The sequence below is a fragment of the Kitasatospora sp. NPDC001159 genome (assembly GCF_053598235.1).
This window is the reverse complement of the sequence record NZ_JBSFJV010000025.1, coordinates 1-18,134: the sequence shown is the minus strand read 5'-3', so window position 1 is coordinate 18,134 and position 18,134 is coordinate 1. Positions and strand designations below refer to the sequence as shown.

The window sequence follows — 18,134 nt, the reverse complement described above, 5'->3', positions numbered from 1 at the left end:
CGGTGAATCGGGGCCGTCGGGCTTCTTCCATCCAGTGTCAGCAAGGACTACTCTGCCAACCATGCCAGTAATTACTGGCGCGATTGGCAGGGTCCCGGAGGCGAGCCCCGGGAGATTCCGGGGCAGACGCCTCGGGAGAGTGCGACGATCACCGCCCCACCCTCAGGAGGTTGCCGCATGGCATCCAGCAGCAAGCGCCCCCGCTCCGGCGCGTCCGCAGGGACCGACACCACTGCTGCGCAGGAGACCGTCCCGCACGTCCGGGTGGCGGTGATCGGCTCCGGCTTCGGCGGCCTCGGCGCCGCGGTCCGGCTGCGCCGCGCCGGGATCACCGACTTCGTCGTCCTGGAGCGCGCGGACTCCGTCGGCGGCACCTGGCGCGACAACAGCTACCCCGGCTGTGCCTGCGACGTGCCCTCGCACCTCTACTCCTTCTCCTTCGCGCCCAACCCCGACTGGCCGCGTAGCTTCTCCGGCCAGCCGGACATCCGCGCCTACCTGGAGAAGGTCGCCACCGTCTTCGGCCTGCGTCCGCACCTGCGCTTCAACACCGAGGTGCTGGAAGCTCGTTGGGAGAACGAGCAGACCCGCTGGCGGATCACCACCTCGGCCGGGCAGTGGACCGCCGACGCGATCGTGTCCGCCGCCGGACCGCTCGCCGACCCGCAGATCCCCGACCTGCCGGGCCTCGGCGGCTTCCCCGGCAAGGTCTTCCACTCCTCCCGCTGGGACCACGACTTCGACCTGGCCGGCAAGCGCGTCGCGATGGTCGGCACCGGCGCCTCGGCCGCCCAGATCGTCCCGTCGATCCAGCCCAGGGTCGGCAGGCTCACCGTCTTCCAGCGCACCCCGGCCTGGGTGCTGCCGCGCCGCGACCGGGAGATCAGCCAGCTGGAGAAGTGGCTGCACGGTCGCCTCCCGGTCACCGCCAAGATCCGTCGCGGCACCCTCTTCGCCCTGCGTGAGCTCCAGGTGGACGCCTTCGTGCGCCGCCCCGGAATGCTGCGGGTGGTCCAGCAGCTCGCCGAACGCCACATCGCCCAGGGCATCGCCGACCCGGCGCTGCGCGCCAGGCTCACCCCGGACTACCGGATCGGCTGCAAGCGCATCCTGCTCAGCAACACCTACTACCCGGCGCTCGCCGCCGCCAACACCGAGGTCGTCTCCTCCGGCCTGCGTGAACTGCGCGGCTCCACCCTGGTGGCCGCCGACGGCAGCGAGCACGAGGTGGACGCCATCGTCTTCGGCACCGGCTTCCACGTCACTGACATGCCCATCGGCTCCCGGGTGTTCGGCGTGAACGGGACCAGCCTCGCCGAGGAGTGGAAGGACGGCATGGAGGCGCTGCGCGGCTCGACCGTGCGTGGCTTCCCCAACCTCTTCTTCGTGATCGGTCCCAACACCGGTCTCGGCAACAGCTCGATGATCCTCATGATCGAGTCCCAACTGAACTACCTGATCGACGCGTTGACCACGCTCAGCTCGGTCGGCGCCACCGCGATGCAGCCCACCGCCCGGGCCCAGCGGCAGTGGAACCTCGAACTGCAGCACCGGATGGACCGCACCGTCTGGACCACCGGTGGCTGTCGTAGCTGGTACCTGGACCCGAGTGGCAGGAACACCGTGCTCTGGCCCGGCTCCACGACGTCCTTCCGTCGCGCCACCCGCAAGGTCGACCTCGGCGAGTACGAGCTGATCATGCGCGCCGCACCCGCCAACGCCGTTGCCGTACAGGAGGTTTCCGCATGAGCGAGCGAATCACGAAGAGGTGCGTGTTGTGCGAAGCGCCGACCGGGCGAAGCGAGGTGGTCGCATGAGTGCCGCCGTCCAGTTGCCCGCCGAGTACGTGCCGCCCACGCCCGTCGAGGAGTTGAGCGTCCGCTCGGCCGACGGCATCCGGCTTCACGTCGAGGTGCACGGTCAGCCCGGCGCGCCCACCGTGGTGCTCTCCCACGGCTGGACCTGCTCGACCGCCTTCTGGGCCCCCGTGATCCGCGAACTCTCCGACCGCTACCGGGTGGTGGCCTACGACCAGCGCGGCCACGGGCACAGCGAGATCCCGCCGAGCCGGGCCCGCTACTCCACCCGGGCGCTCGCCGAGGACCTCGCCGCCGTGCTCGCGCGGACCGTTCCAACGGGGGAGCGGGCGGTGCTGGCCGGGCACAGCATGGGCGGGATGACCATCATGGCCGCCGGCGATCGCCCCGAGGTCGCCGAGCGCACCGCCGCCAATGTGCTGATCTCCACCGGCCCGGCCGAGCTGGTCGCCGAACTCACCGTCCTGCCGGAGGGCGTACGTGCCCCGGGCCTGCGGCGCTTCCTGCACCGGCAGCTGCTGCGCTCCCGGATGCCGCTCGGGCCGGTCACGCCGGTCAGCCGCGCCGCGCTCAAGTACGGCACCATGGGGCCGAGTTCGCCCGCCGGTCAGGTCGAGGCGACGGCCCGGATCGTGCACGCCTGCCCGACCGCGGTCCGCGCCCACTGGGCCGGGGTGCTCGACCGGCTGGACGTACGCGCCGGGCTCGGCCAGATCACCGCGCCGACCGCCGTGGTGGTCGGCACCGCGGACCGGCTGACCCCGCCCGTGCACGCCCACCGGATGGTCGCTGAACTCGCCGACCCGCAGGGGCTGTTGCTGCTTCCCGGGGTCGGGCACATGGCGCCGCTGGAGCGGCCGGTGGAGGTCGCCGCCGAGATCCACCGGATGGCCGCCGCGCACCTGGCCGCCGAAACCCCCGTCGCCGTTCCCGCCGCCGCTGCTTCCACCGCCGAGAGGACCACCGTCGCATGAACGCCATCCCGCCGTTGTCTGCACAGGTCGTGGTGGTCACCGGGGCCGCCCGCGGCGTCGGGGCCTCGCTGGCCCGCAAGCTCGCCCGGCGCGGAGCCAAGGTCGCGCTGCTCGGGCTGGAGCCGGAGGAGCTGAAGGCCGTCGCGGCGCAGTGCGGCGCGGCCGCCACCTCCTGGGAGGTGGACGTCACCGACGTGGAGGCGCTCAGCGACATCGCCCGCCGGATCAAGGAGCACTACGGGCGGATCGACACCGTGGTCGCCAACGCCGGTATCGCCATCGGCGGGCCGCTCACCGACAGCGACCACCGGGCGTTCAGCCGGGTCATCGAGGTCAACCTGCTCGGCAGCGTCGCCACCGCGCGGGCCTTCCTGCCGGCGCTCACCGAGAGCCGCGGCTACCTGCTGCAGATCGCCTCGCTTGCCGCGCTGACGCCCGCGCCGCTGATGAGCGCGTACTGCGCCAGCAAGTCCGGGGTGGAGGCCTTCGCCCACTCGCTCCGCGCAGAGGTCGCCTATCAGGGGGTCAAGGTCGGTGTAGGGTACCTGAGTTGGACCGACACCGACATGGTGCGCGGCGCCGACCAGGACGCCGTGCTGAAGCAGATGCGCAGCCGACTGCCGTGGCCGGCCAACAAGACGTATCCGCTGGAGCCCGCGGTGGACCGGATCGTCGCCGGGATCACCCGCCGGTCCCCCCATGTGTACGCCCAGGCCTGGCTGCGCGGCATGCAGCCGGTGCGCTGGCTGTTGCCGAGCCTGATCGCGGTGGTCGGCTCCCGCGACGTCGCCAGGATCGCCCCGCAGCTCGCCGCGACCGCCGCCTCCCGGCTGCGCGCCGTCGGGGCCGGTGGCGCCGCGGACACGGCGGCGCGGGGGAGCCGGGCGGGGGCGGACGACTGACAGTCGACAGCTGACGGACCACAGCTGACAACTGACAGATTTCGAAATCTGAAATCTGAAATCTGTAAGTTGTCAGCTGTCAGCCGCCCGTCGCGATCCCCGCCAGCACCCCCAACGCCCGCGCCAGCGCCGGCGGCGGCGGTGAGGCCAGCCCGATCCGGACCGCCGACGGCGTGCTCCGCGGGTCGACGGCGAACGCCGCCGCAGGCGTCACCGAGATTCCCGCCCGCGCCGCCGCCGCGACGAAGGTCTCCGCCCGCCAGGCCCCCGGCAGCTCCCACCACAGGTAGTACGAGCACGGGTCCGCCCGTAGCCGCTGCCCCGCCAGTACCTCCCGCGCCAGCGCCTGCCGAGCCGACGCGTCCGCGCGCTTCGCCGCCTCGACCGCCGCCAGCGTCCCGTCCCCGATCCAGCGCACCGCCGCCTCCAGCGCGAAGCCGCTCGGCGCCCATCCGCCCGCTCGCAGCGCGCCCGCCACCCGCTCGCGCACCCCGTCCGGGACGACCGCGAACCCGGTGGTCAGCCCCGGGGCGAGCCGTTTGGACAGGCTGTCCACCAGGACGGTCCGCTCGGGTGCCAGCGCGGCGAGCGGTGACAGCCCCGGCCGCAGGAAGGACCAGACCGCGTCCTCGACCACCGGCAGGTCCAGCCGGCGCAGCTCCCCGGCCAGCGCGGCCGCCCGCTCGTACGGCAGGCTCGCCCCGGTCGGGTTCTGCAGTCGCGGCTGCACGTACACCGCGCGCAGCGGCGCCGCACGGTGGGCCGCCGCCACGACCTCGGGCAGCAGGCCGTCCTCGTCCATCGCCAGCGGCACCAGCTGGATGCCCAGCCGCTCCGCCACGGCCTTGACCACCGGATAGGTCAGCGCCTCCACCCCCAGCCGCTGCCCCGGCGGGACCAGCGCGGACAGCGCCCCCGCCATGGACTGCCGCCCGTTGCCCGAGAACAGCAGGTGCTCCGGGTCGACCGGCCAGGCGTCCGTCGACAACAGCCTCGCGAAGGCGCGCCGTGCCGCGCCCGTCCCGACCGCGCCGACCGGCCGCAGTGCCTCGCCCAGCGCGTCCGCCCGCAGCAGCGGCGCCAGCCCGTCGGCCAGCAGCTCGGCCTGCCCGGGTGCGGTCGGGTAGTTGAGTTCCAGGTCGACCGGCACGACGGCGGGCTCGGTGAGCGCGACCCGCCCGTCGTCCGTAGCCCGCCCGGCCCGGACGAAGGTGCCGCGCCCGACCTCCCCGACGGTCAGCCCGCGTCGGACCAGCTCGCGGTAGACCCGGGTCGCCGTCGAGTTGGCGATGCCCCGGCTGCGGGCGAAGGCGCGCTGGGTGGGCAGCTGCTGGCCGGGTCGCAGCCGTCCGTCGGCGATGTCGGCGGCGATCCCGTCAGCGATCAGGCGGTAGTCCTCCACCGGCGGTCAGCTCCTCCCGGGTCCTGAGCGATGCAGCATTGCACCGAGTGCAAAGTCATCATTGCATCGAGCTCGCTGCGCACTCTAGCCTCCTCCCATGAGCGAGTTGGACGCGTTGATATCCGCCGTGGACGGCCGCGCCGTGCTCGGCATCGCCGCCGTGGCGCTGGGCATGGCGCTGTCGCCGGGGCCGAACATGATCTACCTGGTCTCGCGCTCGATCGCGCAGGGCCGCCGCGCCGGGCTGGTGTCGCTGGTGGGCGTCGCGGTCGGCTTCCTGGTCTACCTGGTCGCGGTGACCGCCGGGGTGGCCGCCGTCTTCTCGGTGGTGCCCGCTCTCTACACCGCGATCAAGCTGGCCGGCGCCGGCTACCTGCTCTGGCTGGCCTGGAAGGCGGTCAAGCCGGGCGGCACGGCGGTCTTCGCCCCGCAGCAGCTGCCCCCGGACCCACCGCGCCGCCTGTTCGCGATGGGCTTCCTGACCTGCCTGCTCAACCCCAAGATCGCCATCATGTACATCTCGCTGCTGCCCCAGTTCGTGGCGCCCGAGCGCGGCCACGTCGCCCTGCAGAGCCTGGTGCTGGGACTGGCCCAGATCGTGATCGCGGTCACCGTCAACGGTCTGATCGCGATGAGCGCGGGCACCATCGCGAACTTCCTCAACCGCCGCCCGGCCTGGCTGCGCGTCCAGCGCTACGCGATGGGCACCGTCCTCGGCGGCCTCGCCGTGCACATCGCCGCCGACCGCGCCAAGGCCGGCGCGGCCTGATCGGTACGACTGGCGTCTCGGCCTCGGTGAGCGTCGCGCCGTTTGACGCCGAAGCGGTTTCGGCCCGGAACTGAGCAGGCATCGGACATGCCTCCTCGCCCGGATTTCATCACCCGGTCGGGCGATGCTCCCGTCCGGCACCGCGAGCACGACCGACAGCCTGTATCCGCGGCCCGCCGAGCAGGGGAGTCGCCCTGGGTGTGGGCTCGGCTGCGGCGAGTCGGTACGGTCAGGGGTATGACCACAGCCTTGATCACCGGCGCGACCGCCGGCATCGGAGCCGCGTTCGCCCGCCGGCTCGCCCGCAGCGGCTACCAGCTCGTCCTGGTGGCCCGGGACGCCGAGCGCCTGGAGCGCGCGAGCGCCGACCTGCACGCCAAGTACGGCATCGAGGCGGAGGTGCTGCGCGCCGACCTCTCGACCGATGAGGGCATCGTCGCCGTCGAGGCCCGGCTCGGTGACGCCGAGCGCCCGGTGGACCTGCTGGTCAACAACGCCGGCTTCGGCAACAAGGGCGCCTTCGGGGCCGTGCCGCTCCAGGCCGAGCTGGACATGCTGAAGGTGCACATCGAGGCGGTCCTGCGGCTGACCACGGCCGCCCTCCCGGGGATGCGCGAGCGCGGCCGGGGCGCGATCGTCAACGTCGCCTCGGTGGCGGCCTTCCTGCCGCGCGGCACGTACGGCGCGAGCAAGGCGTGGGTGGTGAGCTTCACCCAGGGCGTGCTGCGTGACCTCGGTGGTACGGGCGTGCGGATGATGGCGTTGTGCCCGGGCTTCACCCGGACCGAGTTCCACGAGCGGGCCGGCATGGGCACCGGCAACATCCCGTCCTGGTCCTGGCTCTCGGCCGAGCGGGTGGTCGACGAGGCGATGCGCGACCTGGCGCGCGGCAGGTCGTTGTCGGTGCCGGGCAAGCGCTACAAGGCGGCGGTGGCCATCGCCCGGATGCTGCCCTCCGGCAAGCTCGGCGGCCTGTCCTCCAGGGCGGCGCGCACCTACCGGACGAACTGAGGCCCCGGCGGTCGGTCGGGGGATCGCAGCGGCGAGGGAATGGAGGCGCCCTCACTATTAGCTTGCCTAACTATGAGTTAGTCTCGCTATGCTGGCATCCACCCGACCGCCGCATCCGCGCCCGGCCCCACGCCCCCGCGCGCCCGACCCAGGGAGGCCCGTCCTTGAGGCCCGCCGCCATCGACTGGACCCCGCCCGAACACGCCGAGGGCGATCCCCGCCCGCCAGCCCAGTGGCGGCGCATCCTCGCGCTGTTCCGCCCGTACCGCGGCCGCCTCGCCACCGTCGGGCTGCTGGTGGCCGCCTCCGCCGTGGTCTCGGTCGTCTCCCCGTTCCTGCTCAAGGCCGTCCTGGACACCGCCATCCCGCAGGGCCGCACCGGGTTGCTCAGCCTGCTCGCGCTCGGGATGATCCTGACCGCCGTGGTGAACAGCGTCTTCAACGTGCTGCAGACGCTGATCTCCACCACCGTCGGCCAGCGGGTCATGCACGACCTGCGCACCTCCGTCTACAGCCACCTGCAGCGGCAGTCGCTGGCCTTCTTCACCCGCACCCGCACCGGTGAGGTGCAGTCCCGGATAGCCAACGACATCGGCGGCATGCAGTCCACGGTGACCTCCACCGCGACCAGCCTGGTCTCCAACCTCACCGCGGTGATCGCCTCGATCGTCGCCATGGTCGCGCTGGACTGGCGGCTGACCGTCGTCTCGTTGCTGCTGCTCCCGCTGTTCGTCTGGATCAGCCGGCGGGTCGGCCAGGAGCGCAAGAAGATCACCACCGAGCGGCAGAAGCAGCTGGCCGCGATGAGCTCGGCGGTCCAGGAGTCGCTCTCGGTCAGCGGCATCCTGCTCGGCCGCACGATGGGCCGCTCCGACTCGCTCGCCCGGGAGTTCACCGGGCAGTCCGACCAGCTCGCCGACCTGGAGGTGCGGGCCAGCATGGCCGGGCGCTGGCGGATGAACACCATCCAGATCGTGATGGCCGCGATGCCCGCGCTGATCTACTGGGCGGCCGGGCTGACCTCCGCCGCCGGCGCGCCGATCGTCTCCGTCGGCACCCTGGTCGCCTTCGTCACCCTCCAGCAGGGTCTGTTCCGCCCGACCGTCAGCCTGCTCTCCACCGGCGTGGACGTGCAGACCTCGCTCGCGCTGTTCCAGCGCATCTTCGAGTACCTCGACCTGCCGGTGGAGATCGACGAGCCGGCGCACCCGGTGAGCCTGACCGACATCCGCGGCGAGGTCCGCTTCGAGGGCGTCGGCTTCCGCTACGACCCCGAGCAGGAGCGCCCGACCCTGGCTGGCGTCGAACTCAAGGTCCCGGCCGGGAGCTCACTGGCCGTGGTCGGCGAGACCGGCTCCGGCAAGACCACCCTCAGCTACCTGGTGCCGCGGTTGTACGACGTCACCGGCGGCCGCGTCACCCTGGACGGCGTGGACGTGCGCGAGCTGTCCTTCGACACCCTGGCCCGCGCGGTCGGCGTGGTCTCCCAGGAGACCTACCTCTTCCACGCCTCGGTCGCCGAGAACCTGCGCTTCGCCAAGCCCGGGGCCAGCGACGCCGAACTGGTCGAGGCCGCCCGGGCCGCGCAGGTCCACGAGACCATCGCCGCCCTCCCGGACGGCTACGACACCCTGGTCGGCGAACGCGGCTACCGCTTCTCCGGAGGCGAGAAGCAACGCCTCGCACTCGCCCGCACCATCCTGCGCAACCCGCCGGTGCTGATCCTGGACGAGGCCACCAGCGCGCTGGACAATCGCACCGAACGCGCCGTCCAGCAGGCCGTGGACACCCTGGCCGCCGGCCGCACCACCATCACCATCGCGCACCGGCTCTCCACCGTCCGCTCCGCCGACCAGATCGCCGTGCTCGACCGCGGCGAGGTGGTCGAGCTCGGCACCCACGAGGAGCTGGTGGAGCTGGACGGGCGGTACGCGGCGCTGCTGCGCCGGGAGGCGCCGGACGCGGCGGCCTCCCTGCCGGAGGCCGCCGTCGGACACGCGTAAGGCCTTCGGGGAGGGCGGTCAGGCCGCCTTCGGCACCTCGTTGTAGCTCTCCACGACCTCCTGGCCAGAGAGCCGCTGGATCGCCGCCATCACCTCGTCGGTCACCTGGCGACGGGCCTTCAGCGAGCGGGCCTGCCCGTGCAACTCGTCGAAGTGCAGCGGCTCGCCGAATCGGACGGTCACCTTCTTGATCCGCGGGACGCGCTTGCCCACCGGCAGGATCTGCTCCGGGCCCTCCAGGGCCACCGGCACGACCGGTACGCCGGCGGTCAGCGCGAGCCAGGCGACGCCCGTCTTGCCCCGGTAGAGGCGGCCGTCGAGGGACCGGGTGCCCTCGGGGTAGATGCCGAAGGCCTTGCCGTCCTCCAGGATCTCCAGCGCCGACTCCAGCGAGGCCTGAGCGGAACGGTAGGTGCCGCGCTCGACCGGCACCGCGCCGATCGACTCGAAGAAGCCCTTGGAGATGCGGCCCTTGAGGCCCGGTGCGGTCCAGTACTCGGCCTTGGCGAGGAAGTGCACCCGGCGCGGGGCGGTCAGCGGGATCACCACGCTGTCGATGAACGACAGGTGATTGCTGGCCAGGATCACCCCGCCCTTGCGCGGCACGTTCTCGGCACCCTCGATGACCGGGCGCCAGATGCCGCGCGAGACGGGTTTCAGCACCAGCCTGGTGACGAGATCGAGCATGTTCCCTCCCTGGACGAACGACCGCCCGGGAGGTGCCCGGGCCCGCAATCAGATCCGCAGACTACGACACCCACCCCCGCGCCCGTCCACTCCCGCCCGCCGTGGCGCGCACCACGGCCGGGTAGGGTACGGCCGTCCGAACCGAGCACGACCCCGCAGTACCCAGGAGGAAACGATGGAGAGCGTCGAGGCCATCAAGGAGATGTTCGACCGTTTCGACAAGAACGGCGACGGCAAGATCACCGCGGCCGAGTACGCGCTGGCCGCCAACGAGATGGGCGACCACAGCGTCACCATCTCGATGGCCGAGGCGCTGATCCACGCGATGGACACCCGTCACCAGGGCTACCTGGACTTCGAGGAGTTCCTGGCCGCCCGCCAGCGCTGAACCCGCGCTGACGGGGCCGGTCGCCGTACCGGCGGCACCGGCCCCGTCCGCAGGCCCGAGGCCCTACCCGGTCGGCCCCGCCGGGTCAGCCGTGCGCGACCGGGAACACCCGGCGCACCACCCGCTCCGCCGCCCCGCCGTCGTCCCAGACGCAGAACTTCTCCCGGAACCTCGCCCGCGCCGCCGGTTCCGGATCGCCCGCCCGCAGCGCCCGCGCCAGCCCGTCCGCGTCCGTCGTGACCGCGCCCGGCGGCTCCTCGAACAGGTCGAAGTACACGCCGCGCTCGCGCTGGTACTCCTCCCAGTCCGGCGCGAAGACGACCACCGGGCGGTTCAGCACCGCGTAGTCGAACATCATCGACGAGTAGTCCGTCACCAGCGCGTCCGCGGCCAGGTAGAGGTCCTCCACGGTCGGGTGCGCCGACACGTCCACGATCTCCGCCGCGTCCTCACCCGCCGTCAGGTCGCCCGGGCCGCCGGCGTGGAAGTAGTGGGTGCGCACCAGCAGCGTGTACCGCGGACCCAGTCGCCGGGCCAGCTCCTCCACGTCCAGCAGCGGCAGGTAGCCGCCCTTGCCGCCGCGGTGGGTCGGCGCGTACAGCACGGCCGTGGTTCCGGGCCGCAGCCCGAACCGCTCGCGCATCGCCCGGACTTCCTCCGGGGTCGCGTTGGCCAGCCGGTCGTTGCGCGGGTAGCCGGTGTCCAGCATCTCGTACCGGCCCGGGAAGGCCCGGGTGAAGTGCTCGCTGGTGTGCGGGTTGGAGGAGACCAGGAAGTCCCAGCGGTCGATGGCCTCCTGGAGCCGGTCGAAGTCCATCCCCTCGGCCGCCTCCGGGCGCTTCCGAAGGTCCATGCCCATCGCCTTGAGCGGGGTGCCGTGCTGGGTCTGGACGTGCACCGTGCCCGGCCGCTTCACCATCGTGCGCGGGAAGTTGACGTTGTTGACGAAGTACTTGGCGGTCGCCATCGCCTTGAGGTAGGCGGGCGTGTTGACGATCACATACGGCACGCCGGGCGGCATGGTGGCGGCTTGGGTACGGCTCTCCACCACCCACACGCCCCGGATCTGCGGGGCGAGTTCCTTCGCCTTCTCGTAGATCGCCGCCGGGCTGCACGCGTAACCCCGGTGCCAGTACGCGGCGTAGACCGCCAGGTGCTCGTCCAGCGGGAGGCGGCGGAAGGCGTTGTACGCGGTGAACCGGGCGCCGCTGCGCACACCCTTCTTCACCGCGGGCGCCACCGACCTTGCCCCGCGCTTGAGTTCGCGCGGCAGCTGGCCAGTGCGGCGCAGCTCCGCGTACGCGATCCGGGCACCGCGCGCGGCCAGCCGGTACTGCACGCCCCGCACTCCGCCGGGGAAGCGGTAGCCGGCCGGGCGGTGGCGCTCGAAGTGCTGGGAGATCCGGCGGAAGAACTCCTTGCGCCGGTCGGCGGGGACGAGCCCGGGGGTGTCGTAGACGTTCAGCGCCTGGCGGACGGTCCGGTCGAAGACCAGGGTGCGCAGCGACTCCGGGACGGGCCGACCGGCGTGGTCCGGGCCGTCCTGGCTGCCCCACCGGTCCATGAAGGCGAAGATCGCGTCGTACTGGGCGAAGACGTCGGCGTGCTTGGGGGAGGCGGTCGCGGTGATCGCGCCGTCCCGGCCGCGCCGGTAGAAGTAGCAGGGGCGGTCGAGGTAGCGCAGCCGCTCGGCGGCCAGCAGCGCGGGGTAGGTGACCGAGATGTCCTCGTAGTAGCCGCGGCCGAAGGTGACGCCCAGGCCCTCCAGGAAGGCGCGGCGGAAGACCTTGTTCCACACTGACATCACGGTCTGGAACAGCGCCGGGTGCTCGGCCAGTGTGCAGCCCTCGACCAACGAAGAGCCGACCAGCACGTGCCGCCAGGGGTTGGGCTCCGTCCCGCCGTCCGGGTAGACGTGGGTGAAGTCGGTGAGCAGTACGTCGGCGGGGGTCTCCAGGCGGCGCTCCTGCTCCAGCTCGTCCAGGATCACGCCGATGGTCCGCTCGGGCACCCAGTCGTCGCTGTCCACGAACCAGACGTACTCGCCGCGCACCAGCGGCAGGGCGGCCGCCCGGGCGCCGCCGAGGCCCTGGTTCTCGGTGAGGTGCAGCACTCGCAGGCGGGGGTCGCGGGCCGCGTAGGCGTCCAGGATCGCACCGGAGCCGTCGGGGGAGAGGTCGTCGACCGCGATCACCTCGAAGCGGGTCTCCGTGGCACGGGTTTCGCCGAGGATGGAGTCGAGGCAGCGCGGCAGGTACCGCTCCACGCCGTGGACCGGAAGCACGATGCTGAGGAGGAGGGACACGCTGGCTGAGTCTACCGATCCGCCGGGCGCGACCTGCGGGGACGTCCGGTCGGTGGCGGGCGGCGGGGGCCGGGCCCGGAACCGCCGGTGCCGGGCCCCGAGCGGGGCGGCACCGGCAGTCTGGTGGCGGCCCGGCCGACCCTCTACGGCCGGCCGCCGGTCCGGGCACCCTGCGAGCCTGGCCACCGCAGCGTCGAGGTGACCGGGCAGTGGCTCGCGGGAGCCGGAGTTTGATCGAGTCATTTCATCACTCGAACACGCGCCTGGGTGCGGTGCGGGCACCTGGTGCGTGCAACAGATATTGCTTGGAGGATCGACGCGAGTCAATCCCTCGAATGTGTTCACTTCATGAAGCATCCCGGTGGCGCCGATCGCCCCGTCGGTGATCGTTTTGTCGACCTTGCGGCTGTCCCCTATATGGGGGCGACTCATCGACACGGTCGCGAGACCGTCCGGACGCCCCGTGCGCCCGGCGCATGCCGCGCGAACGGGCGCCGGGCCGATGCCTCCTGGCCCTGCTGACGGCCCGCGGGTCGTGCACCATCATTGATGCCTAGTCGTGACCGGAGGGATGGCCCCTGGTGCATCGTCAGTTGGCGCTGCACGATACGGTGGCACAACACCAAGGACGGTTGCGCGAAGGCCGTCTGTCACGGATAGTCTTCGCCTCACGGCCCTGGCGCCTCGTAGGGGTGGGAAAACTGATGGAACACATGCAAGTGCGGACTCGGCCCCGTGTGCCGGCGATCCAGTGCGGTGTCGGTGCGACCGGCCGCCGGATCGAGCGACACCTGGCCGTGCTCGGCGCGCCCGCACTCCCGGCGGTGGACACCGCCGAGGCGCTCGGGCTGATAAGGGAGCTGACGCCGCGCGGCGCCAACACCCCGGCGGCGGCCCGTCGTCGCCACACCCGGGTCTCGCTGCTGGCGCCGCTGCGTCGGCTGCGGCGCAGCCTCTTCGGCGGGCGCGGCTAGCGGCCTCCCGGTCGCGGCCGACCCGGGCCCGACTCGACCCGGCGGACCAACCGGTCCGTCGGGTCTTCGTCGTATCCGGAAGTCCGCTGGCGGGCAGACCCGTCGCACGGTGGATCCACCCGCCGATTTGGTCTGAACCTCTCACCCTATGCGAGTTTGCCTCCCTGGCAAGGGCAGACGGCGAGGCAATACGTCCGGCCCACTGACCTGGGTCAGGATGGCGCCATGGCGGACAACAACCACTCCACGTCGACCGGCTCAACCGGCTCGTTCCAGACCACCACCCTGGAGATCACCACCGGCAGCCGTGAGGTCGCGCTCGACATCACGGACCGCTGCGCCGTGTTCCTCAACGAGCGGGCCGCCGGACGCGACGGCCTGCTCAACGTGTTCGTCCCGCACGCCACGGCCGGGATCGCCGTCCTGGAGACCGGCTCGGGCAGCGACGACGACTTCCTCGCCGTCCTGCGCGACCTGCTCCCGGCCGACGACCGCTGGCGCCACCGGCACGGCAGTCCCGGCCACGGGCGCGACCACGTGGTGCCCGGCCTGGTCGCCCCGCACGCCACCCTGCCGGTGATCGGCGGGCAGCTGGCGCTCGGCGTCTGGCAGTCCGTGGTGCTGATCGACACCAACGGGGACAACCCGCGCCGCACCGTCCGGCTGTCGTTCCTGGGCTAGCGGGCCCGGGCGATCAGCGGGCCCGGGTGGCGTCGGCGACGTGCTCGGCCACGGCGGTCAGGTAACGCTCGATCGCCAGGTGCTGGCAGAGCAGCGCGACCGGACGGCCCAGCCGGGCGTACCAGGCGGAGAGCCGGGAGAACGCGGCGACCTCGAACCACACGTCGCCGTCGGCGTCCAACGACACCAGGAACGACTCCTCGCCGCACTCCGGGTGCCCGGGAAGCGTTCCGTATGCGAAGCCGATCCGGTCCGGCTCCGCCACCGTCCACACCACTCGGCAGGGGATCACCAGGCGTGGCCACCGGGTGCCCGGCAGGTTCAGCCGCAGCAGCACGGTGGCCCCCTCCCGGGCCGGCTCACCCGGCCACACCGTGAAGCCCGTCCCCAACTGGCTGCCCCAGCCGAGCACATGCCGCCCGGCCCGCTCCAGCACCTCCGGCCCGTGCCCCAGGTGGATCCGTCGCCGCAGATGTGCGTACCCGTCCGGCAGCCGACCGCCCCGGGTGGCCCCGACCTCGGCGTAGGTGGGGGCGGTGGCCCGGGCGGCATGCAGACGTCGGTGGAGATCGGCGACCATGTCGGCCACGGTAGTCGGGGGGCGGAGGCGCTCTGCGGGTGGGGCGGTTCGGATGACGGCGAACAGGCGACGGATGACAGATGTCGAAATCTGTCATCCGTCGCCTGTTATCTGTTCGCCGTCATCTGTCAGTCGTCATCCGTCCAGTGCGATCGCGTTCTTCGCCCGCTCCACCGACTCCTCGGAAGCCGGCCCGCCCGGGTTCTCGGTGGCCAGCGCCTGACTGAGCCGGACGAAAGGGCGCAGCCGCCGCTCGTACTCGGCGTAGGCGGCGCGGTGCTCCCCGCCGGAGCGGGTGAGGGCGTCGGCCAGCACGTACGCGCCGACCAGGGCGAGGCTGGTGCCCTGACCCGACAGCGGGGACGCGCAGTAACCCGCGTCCCCGAGCAGGACGATCCGGCCCCGTGACCAGCGGTCCAGGTGGATCTGCGCCATGGAGTCGCAGTAGAGGTCCGGCGCTTCGGCCAGGGCCTTCAGCAGCCTCGGAGTCTCCCAGCGCAACGTGGTCATCCGTTCGGCGACGAGGGCCTTCTGCGCCTCGGGATCGCGCCGTCCGGCCGGCAGCGGCTCGCCCGCGAAGCCGAAGCTGATCCGCAGCTCGGAGTTGCCGCGCACCGGGTAGACGCCGTAGCCCGCCTCGCCCTCGCGCAGCCAGAGCTGCCAGTCCTCCAGGGCGAGGAAGTTGTTCGCGCTGAAGATCGCCAGGTGCATGCCGAGGTGGCGGGCGAAGCGCTCCTCGGGCCCGAAGGCCAACCGGCGCACGGTCGAGTGCAGGCCGTCGGCCCCCACGACCAGGTCGAAGCGTCGAGGCTCGGCGCGCTCGAAGCAGCTGAAGGCGCCGTCCTCGTCCGCGCCCTGGTCGAGCGCGGTGACGGTGTCCCCGTAGACCAACTCGACGCCCTCCGCCGCCGCCCGCTCGTGCAGCACGCGGACGAGATCCTCGCGCAGCAGCTCGATGTCCGCGCTGTCGAGTCGCCCGCTGCTGAAGGTGCTCTCGGTGGAGCGGTGGATCTCCCGGCCGTCGCCGTCCAGTACGGACATGCCCCGCATCCGGGTGCGGTGGGCGCGGACCTCCTCCAGCATCCCGAGCCGATCGACCACCTCCAGCGCGACCCCGCGGACGTCCACCGCCTGCCCGCCGCCGCGCAGCCCGTCGGCCCGCTCCACGACCGTGGGGGCGAAGCCTCGACGGCTCAGCGAGACGGCGAGCGCGAGGCCCGCGATGCCGCCGCCAGAGATGAGCACGGACTTCATTGACAGCTCCCTGCTGTTGGTGCGCCGATGGCGCTCGTACGGTGTACGCGCCCTGAATGTACGGCGTACGTGCAGGGCTGCCAAGGGCCGCTTTTCGGCTGCTGAGCTAGTGCAGTCGACGGATTCGAGGGAGTGTCGCTGGTAGGGTCTGAGCTAGTACAGCACCGGTCATCGCGGAAAGAGATCCGCATCACGTGAGGGAGCCGGCCGCATGGTCTCCACGCCCGAGCCCGTCCCGCCCTACCGGCGCATCGTCGACCAGATCACCCAGCGGATCACGGACGGCACGCTCGTACCGGGCGAGCGGGTGCCCTCGACGCGGCGGATCGCCCGGGAGTGGAACGTCGCGCTCGCCACGGCCACCAAGGCGCTCACCACCCTGCGACTGGAAGGCCTGGTCGAGACCCTGCCCCGGGTGGGCACGGTGGTGGCGGCCCGCCAGGCACCTCGGCGTCGTCCGAGCGCTCCTCCGGCAGAGGCTTCGCCGACCGCCGTTTCGGCGGCCTCGGGGGCGGCCGTCGAGCTGAGCCGGGAGACGATCGTCCGGGCCGCTCTGGAGATCGCCGACCGCGAGGGCCTCGCCGCGCTCTCCATGCGCAGCGTCGCTGCCCGACTGGGCGTGGCGGCGATGTCCCCGTACCGGTACGTGCCGAGCAAGGACGACCTGGTGCTGCTGATGGCGGACGCGGCTTTCGGCGAGGAGACGTACCCGGCCGAGCCGACGGGGGACTGGCGGGCACGCCTGGAACTCGGCGCGCACACCCTGTGGCGGATCTACCGCCGCCACCCGTGGCTCGCGCAGGTCGGCGCGCTCACCCGGCCGCTGATGCTGCCCGCGCTGATGGACCACGCCGAGTGGGCGCTCGCCGCGCTGGACGGCCTCGGTCTGGACGCCGCGACCATGCTCGACCTGCACGTCCTGCTCTACTGCTACGTCCAGGGCGTCGCCGTCCACCTGGAACGGGAGGCCCAGGCCGAGTCCGGAACCGGCCTGACCGAGGACCAGTGGATGGACCACCAGGGCCCGGCACTGGCGGCGCTGGTCGCGGGGGAGCGGCACCCGGTGTTCGCGCGGACCGTCGGGAGCGTCGGGGACGGCTACGACCTGGACCTGGACTCGCTGTTCGCGTTCGGGCTGGGGCCGATGCTCGACGGGGTCGGGGCGATGATCGAGGCGGTCCGGGCCCGGGCCGGGGGTCTCCGCGGGGGCGTCTTGCCGCGGGGCGGGGGCGGGGAGTAGGAAGGCGGCATGAGTGACAGCGCGACGGACGATGCGGTGGTGACCGAGGGCGCGGCGGTGTGTGACCTCGCGCCGGACGGTTCGGCGGAGGCCGCGCTGCGGCCCGACCCGGGGGCGACCGGGCCGCGGGCCGACTGTGTGCGGTGCGGGGAGCCGACCGAGCTGCCGGCCGATCAGCCGGGCAGCACCTTGTGCCCGGTGTGCGCCTGGCAGCAGGCGCAGCGGGTGGCGTGTTCGGGCTGACAGGCCGTTCCTAGGCGTCCTCCCGGGTGGCCAGGGCGAGGGTGGAGCCGTGGCGGCCCTTGCGGACCATGAGCTGGGCGGGGATGCGGCTACGCAGGTCGGCGACGTGGCTGACGATGCCGACCGCGCGGTCCCGCTCGCGCAGGCCGTCGAGGACGTCCATCACCTCCTCCAGGGACTGTTCGTCCAGGGTGCCGAAGCCCTCGTCGATGAACAGGGTGTCCAGCGGCATGCCGCCCGCCTCGTCGGTGACCACGTCGGCCAGGCCGAGGGCGAGGGAGAGCGAGGCGAAGAAGCTCTCGCCGCCGGAGAGGGTCGCGGTGTCCCGCTCGGTGCCCGTCCAGGCGTCGACCACCCGCAGGGCCAGGCCGGAGCGCTTGTTGCCGGTGCCCCGGTCGTCGCTGTGCACCAGGGTGTAGCGGCCGCCGGACATCCGGACCAGCCGGTCGCTGGCCGCCGCCGCGACCTGCTCCAGCCGGGCCGCCAGGACGTACGACTCCAGGCGCATCCGCAGCCGGTTCTCGGTGGAGGTGCCGGCGGCGAGCGCGGTGAGCCGGTTGATCCGCCCGTACCGCTCCAGCGCCGGGGCGAGGTCCCCGGCCAGTTCGGTCAGCTGCCGCCCGATCACGGCCAGCGCACCGCAGCGCTCGCGGGCGGCCGACCGGGCGGCGTGCGCCCGGCCGAGCCGGTCGGTGGCGGCGCCGAGCGCGGCAGCGGCGGCGGGCAGGTCGACCGGCGGACGGGCCGCGGCCTCGGCCAGTTCGGGCAGCGCGAGCTCGTGCTGCACGGCGGCCGACTCCGCGCGGTGCCGTGCAGAGTCGACCGCCATTCGTCGGCCGGTCCTGTACGGACCGCGCCCGGTGGGTGGGCGCTGTCTCCGGGGGCAACCCGGGGCGAGGACGAC

The 18,134-nt window shown here is 72.6% G+C and carries 16 protein-coding genes and 1 pseudogene; 11 read left to right on the top strand and 6 right to left on the bottom strand.

Annotated features, from left to right (window positions below; all coding sequences use genetic code 11):
• Nucleotides 1–177 precede the first annotated feature (177 nt).
• From ACWC9T_RS15515 to ACWC9T_RS15505, 3 genes are all read left to right on the top strand, one after another.
• Entirely contained in the window at nt 178–1,749 is a 1,572-nt protein-coding gene (locus ACWC9T_RS15515; protein ID WP_449821569.1) for a flavin-containing monooxygenase, read from the top strand.
• Nucleotides 1,750–1,813: 64 nt separating this feature from the next.
• The gene (locus ACWC9T_RS15510; protein WP_449821568.1) at nt 1,814–2,791 is read left to right on the top strand and encodes an alpha/beta fold hydrolase; all 978 of its coding nucleotides are present in this window, start codon (nt 1,814–1,816) and stop codon (nt 2,789–2,791) included.
• Nucleotides 2,788–3,693, top strand: coding sequence for an SDR family oxidoreductase (locus ACWC9T_RS15505; protein WP_449821567.1), 906 nt, complete (start codon nt 2,788–2,790; stop codon nt 3,691–3,693). The genes ACWC9T_RS15510 and ACWC9T_RS15505 overlap by 4 nt, the downstream gene beginning before the upstream one ends.
• 79 nt (nt 3,694–3,772) lie before the next feature.
• Here the strand turns inward: ACWC9T_RS15505 and ACWC9T_RS15500 are convergent, their stop codons facing one another.
• Entirely contained in the window at nt 3,773–5,095 is a 1,323-nt protein-coding gene (locus ACWC9T_RS15500; RefSeq protein WP_449821566.1) for an aminotransferase-like domain-containing protein, read from the bottom strand.
• A 97-nt stretch (nt 5,096–5,192) separates the two neighbouring features.
• Between ACWC9T_RS15500 and ACWC9T_RS15495 the strand changes: the two genes are divergently transcribed.
• The 3 genes from ACWC9T_RS15495 (at nt 5,193) to ACWC9T_RS15485 (ending at nt 8,878) form a co-directional block, all read left to right on the top strand.
• Entirely contained in the window at nt 5,193–5,864 is a 672-nt protein-coding gene (locus tag ACWC9T_RS15495) for a LysE family translocator (protein ID WP_449821565.1), read from the top strand.
• Between the two features lie 237 nt (nt 5,865–6,101).
• On the top strand, nt 6,102–6,875 hold the full coding sequence (locus ACWC9T_RS15490) for an SDR family NAD(P)-dependent oxidoreductase (protein ID WP_449821564.1): 774 nt from the start codon (nt 6,102–6,104) through the stop codon (nt 6,873–6,875).
• Between the two features lie 164 nt (nt 6,876–7,039).
• The gene (locus ACWC9T_RS15485; RefSeq protein ID WP_449821563.1) at nt 7,040–8,878 is read left to right on the top strand and encodes an ABC transporter ATP-binding protein; all 1,839 of its coding nucleotides are present in this window, start codon (nt 7,040–7,042) and stop codon (nt 8,876–8,878) included.
• An 18-nt stretch (nt 8,879–8,896) separates the two neighbouring features.
• Here ACWC9T_RS15485 and ACWC9T_RS15480 read toward each other — a convergent pair whose 3' ends face one another.
• A complete protein-coding gene (locus ACWC9T_RS15480) occupies nt 8,897–9,565 on the bottom strand; it encodes a lysophospholipid acyltransferase family protein (RefSeq protein ID WP_449821562.1) in 669 nt (222 codons plus the stop codon).
• Nucleotides 9,566–9,740: 175 nt separating this feature from the next.
• Between ACWC9T_RS15480 and ACWC9T_RS15475 the strand changes: the two genes are divergently transcribed.
• Nucleotides 9,741–9,953: an EF-hand domain-containing protein gene (locus tag ACWC9T_RS15475; protein ID WP_270142241.1), complete on the top strand. Its 213-nt coding sequence runs from the start codon at nt 9,741–9,743 to the stop codon at nt 9,951–9,953.
• 85 nt (nt 9,954–10,038) lie between these two features.
• Here ACWC9T_RS15475 and ACWC9T_RS15470 read toward each other — a convergent pair whose 3' ends face one another.
• Entirely contained in the window at nt 10,039–12,258 is a 2,220-nt protein-coding gene (locus ACWC9T_RS15470; protein ID WP_449821561.1) for a bifunctional glycosyltransferase/CDP-glycerol:glycerophosphate glycerophosphotransferase, read from the bottom strand.
• Nucleotides 12,259–12,962: 704 nt separating this feature from the next.
• Between ACWC9T_RS15470 and ACWC9T_RS15465 the strand changes: the two genes are divergently transcribed.
• Both ACWC9T_RS15465 and ACWC9T_RS15460 read left to right on the top strand, forming a co-directional pair.
• On the top strand, nt 12,963–13,232 hold the full coding sequence (locus ACWC9T_RS15465) for a hypothetical protein (protein ID WP_449821560.1): 270 nt from the start codon (nt 12,963–12,965) through the stop codon (nt 13,230–13,232).
• A 225-nt stretch (nt 13,233–13,457) separates the two neighbouring features.
• Nucleotides 13,458–13,913: a YjbQ family protein gene (locus ACWC9T_RS15460; RefSeq protein WP_449821559.1), complete on the top strand. Its 456-nt coding sequence runs from the start codon at nt 13,458–13,460 to the stop codon at nt 13,911–13,913.
• A gap of 13 nt (nt 13,914–13,926) precedes the next feature.
• Here ACWC9T_RS15460 and ACWC9T_RS15455 read toward each other — a convergent pair whose 3' ends face one another.
• Entirely contained in the window at nt 13,927–14,493 is a 567-nt protein-coding gene (locus tag ACWC9T_RS15455; RefSeq protein ID WP_449821558.1) for a DUF1990 family protein, read from the bottom strand.
• A 135-nt stretch (nt 14,494–14,628) separates the two neighbouring features.
• Nucleotides 14,629–15,747: an FAD-dependent monooxygenase gene (locus tag ACWC9T_RS15450; RefSeq protein ID WP_449821557.1), complete on the bottom strand. Its 1,119-nt coding sequence runs from the start codon at nt 15,745–15,747 to the stop codon at nt 14,629–14,631.
• A gap of 211 nt (nt 15,748–15,958) precedes the next feature.
• Here ACWC9T_RS15450 and ACWC9T_RS15445 point away from each other — a divergent pair, with 211 nt between their 5' ends.
• Nucleotides 15,959–16,987 carry a TetR/AcrR family transcriptional regulator C-terminal domain-containing protein gene (locus ACWC9T_RS15445; protein ID WP_449821556.1) on the top strand — a complete coding sequence of 343 codons (1,029 nt, stop codon included), beginning with the start codon at nt 15,959–15,961 and terminating at the stop codon, nt 16,985–16,987.
• Nucleotides 16,988–16,996: 9 nt separating this feature from the next.
• Nucleotides 16,997–17,230 carry a hypothetical protein gene (locus ACWC9T_RS15440; RefSeq protein WP_449821555.1) on the top strand — a complete coding sequence of 78 codons (234 nt, stop codon included), beginning with the start codon at nt 16,997–16,999 and terminating at the stop codon, nt 17,228–17,230.
• Between the two features lie 10 nt (nt 17,231–17,240).
• On the opposite strand, the pseudogene ACWC9T_RS15435 reads toward ACWC9T_RS15440, so the two are convergent.
• Nucleotides 17,241–18,035 (bottom strand): annotated as a pseudogene (locus tag ACWC9T_RS15435) (SbcC/MukB-like Walker B domain-containing protein); the annotation flags it as partial.
• Nucleotides 18,036–18,134: the final 99 nt, after the last annotated feature.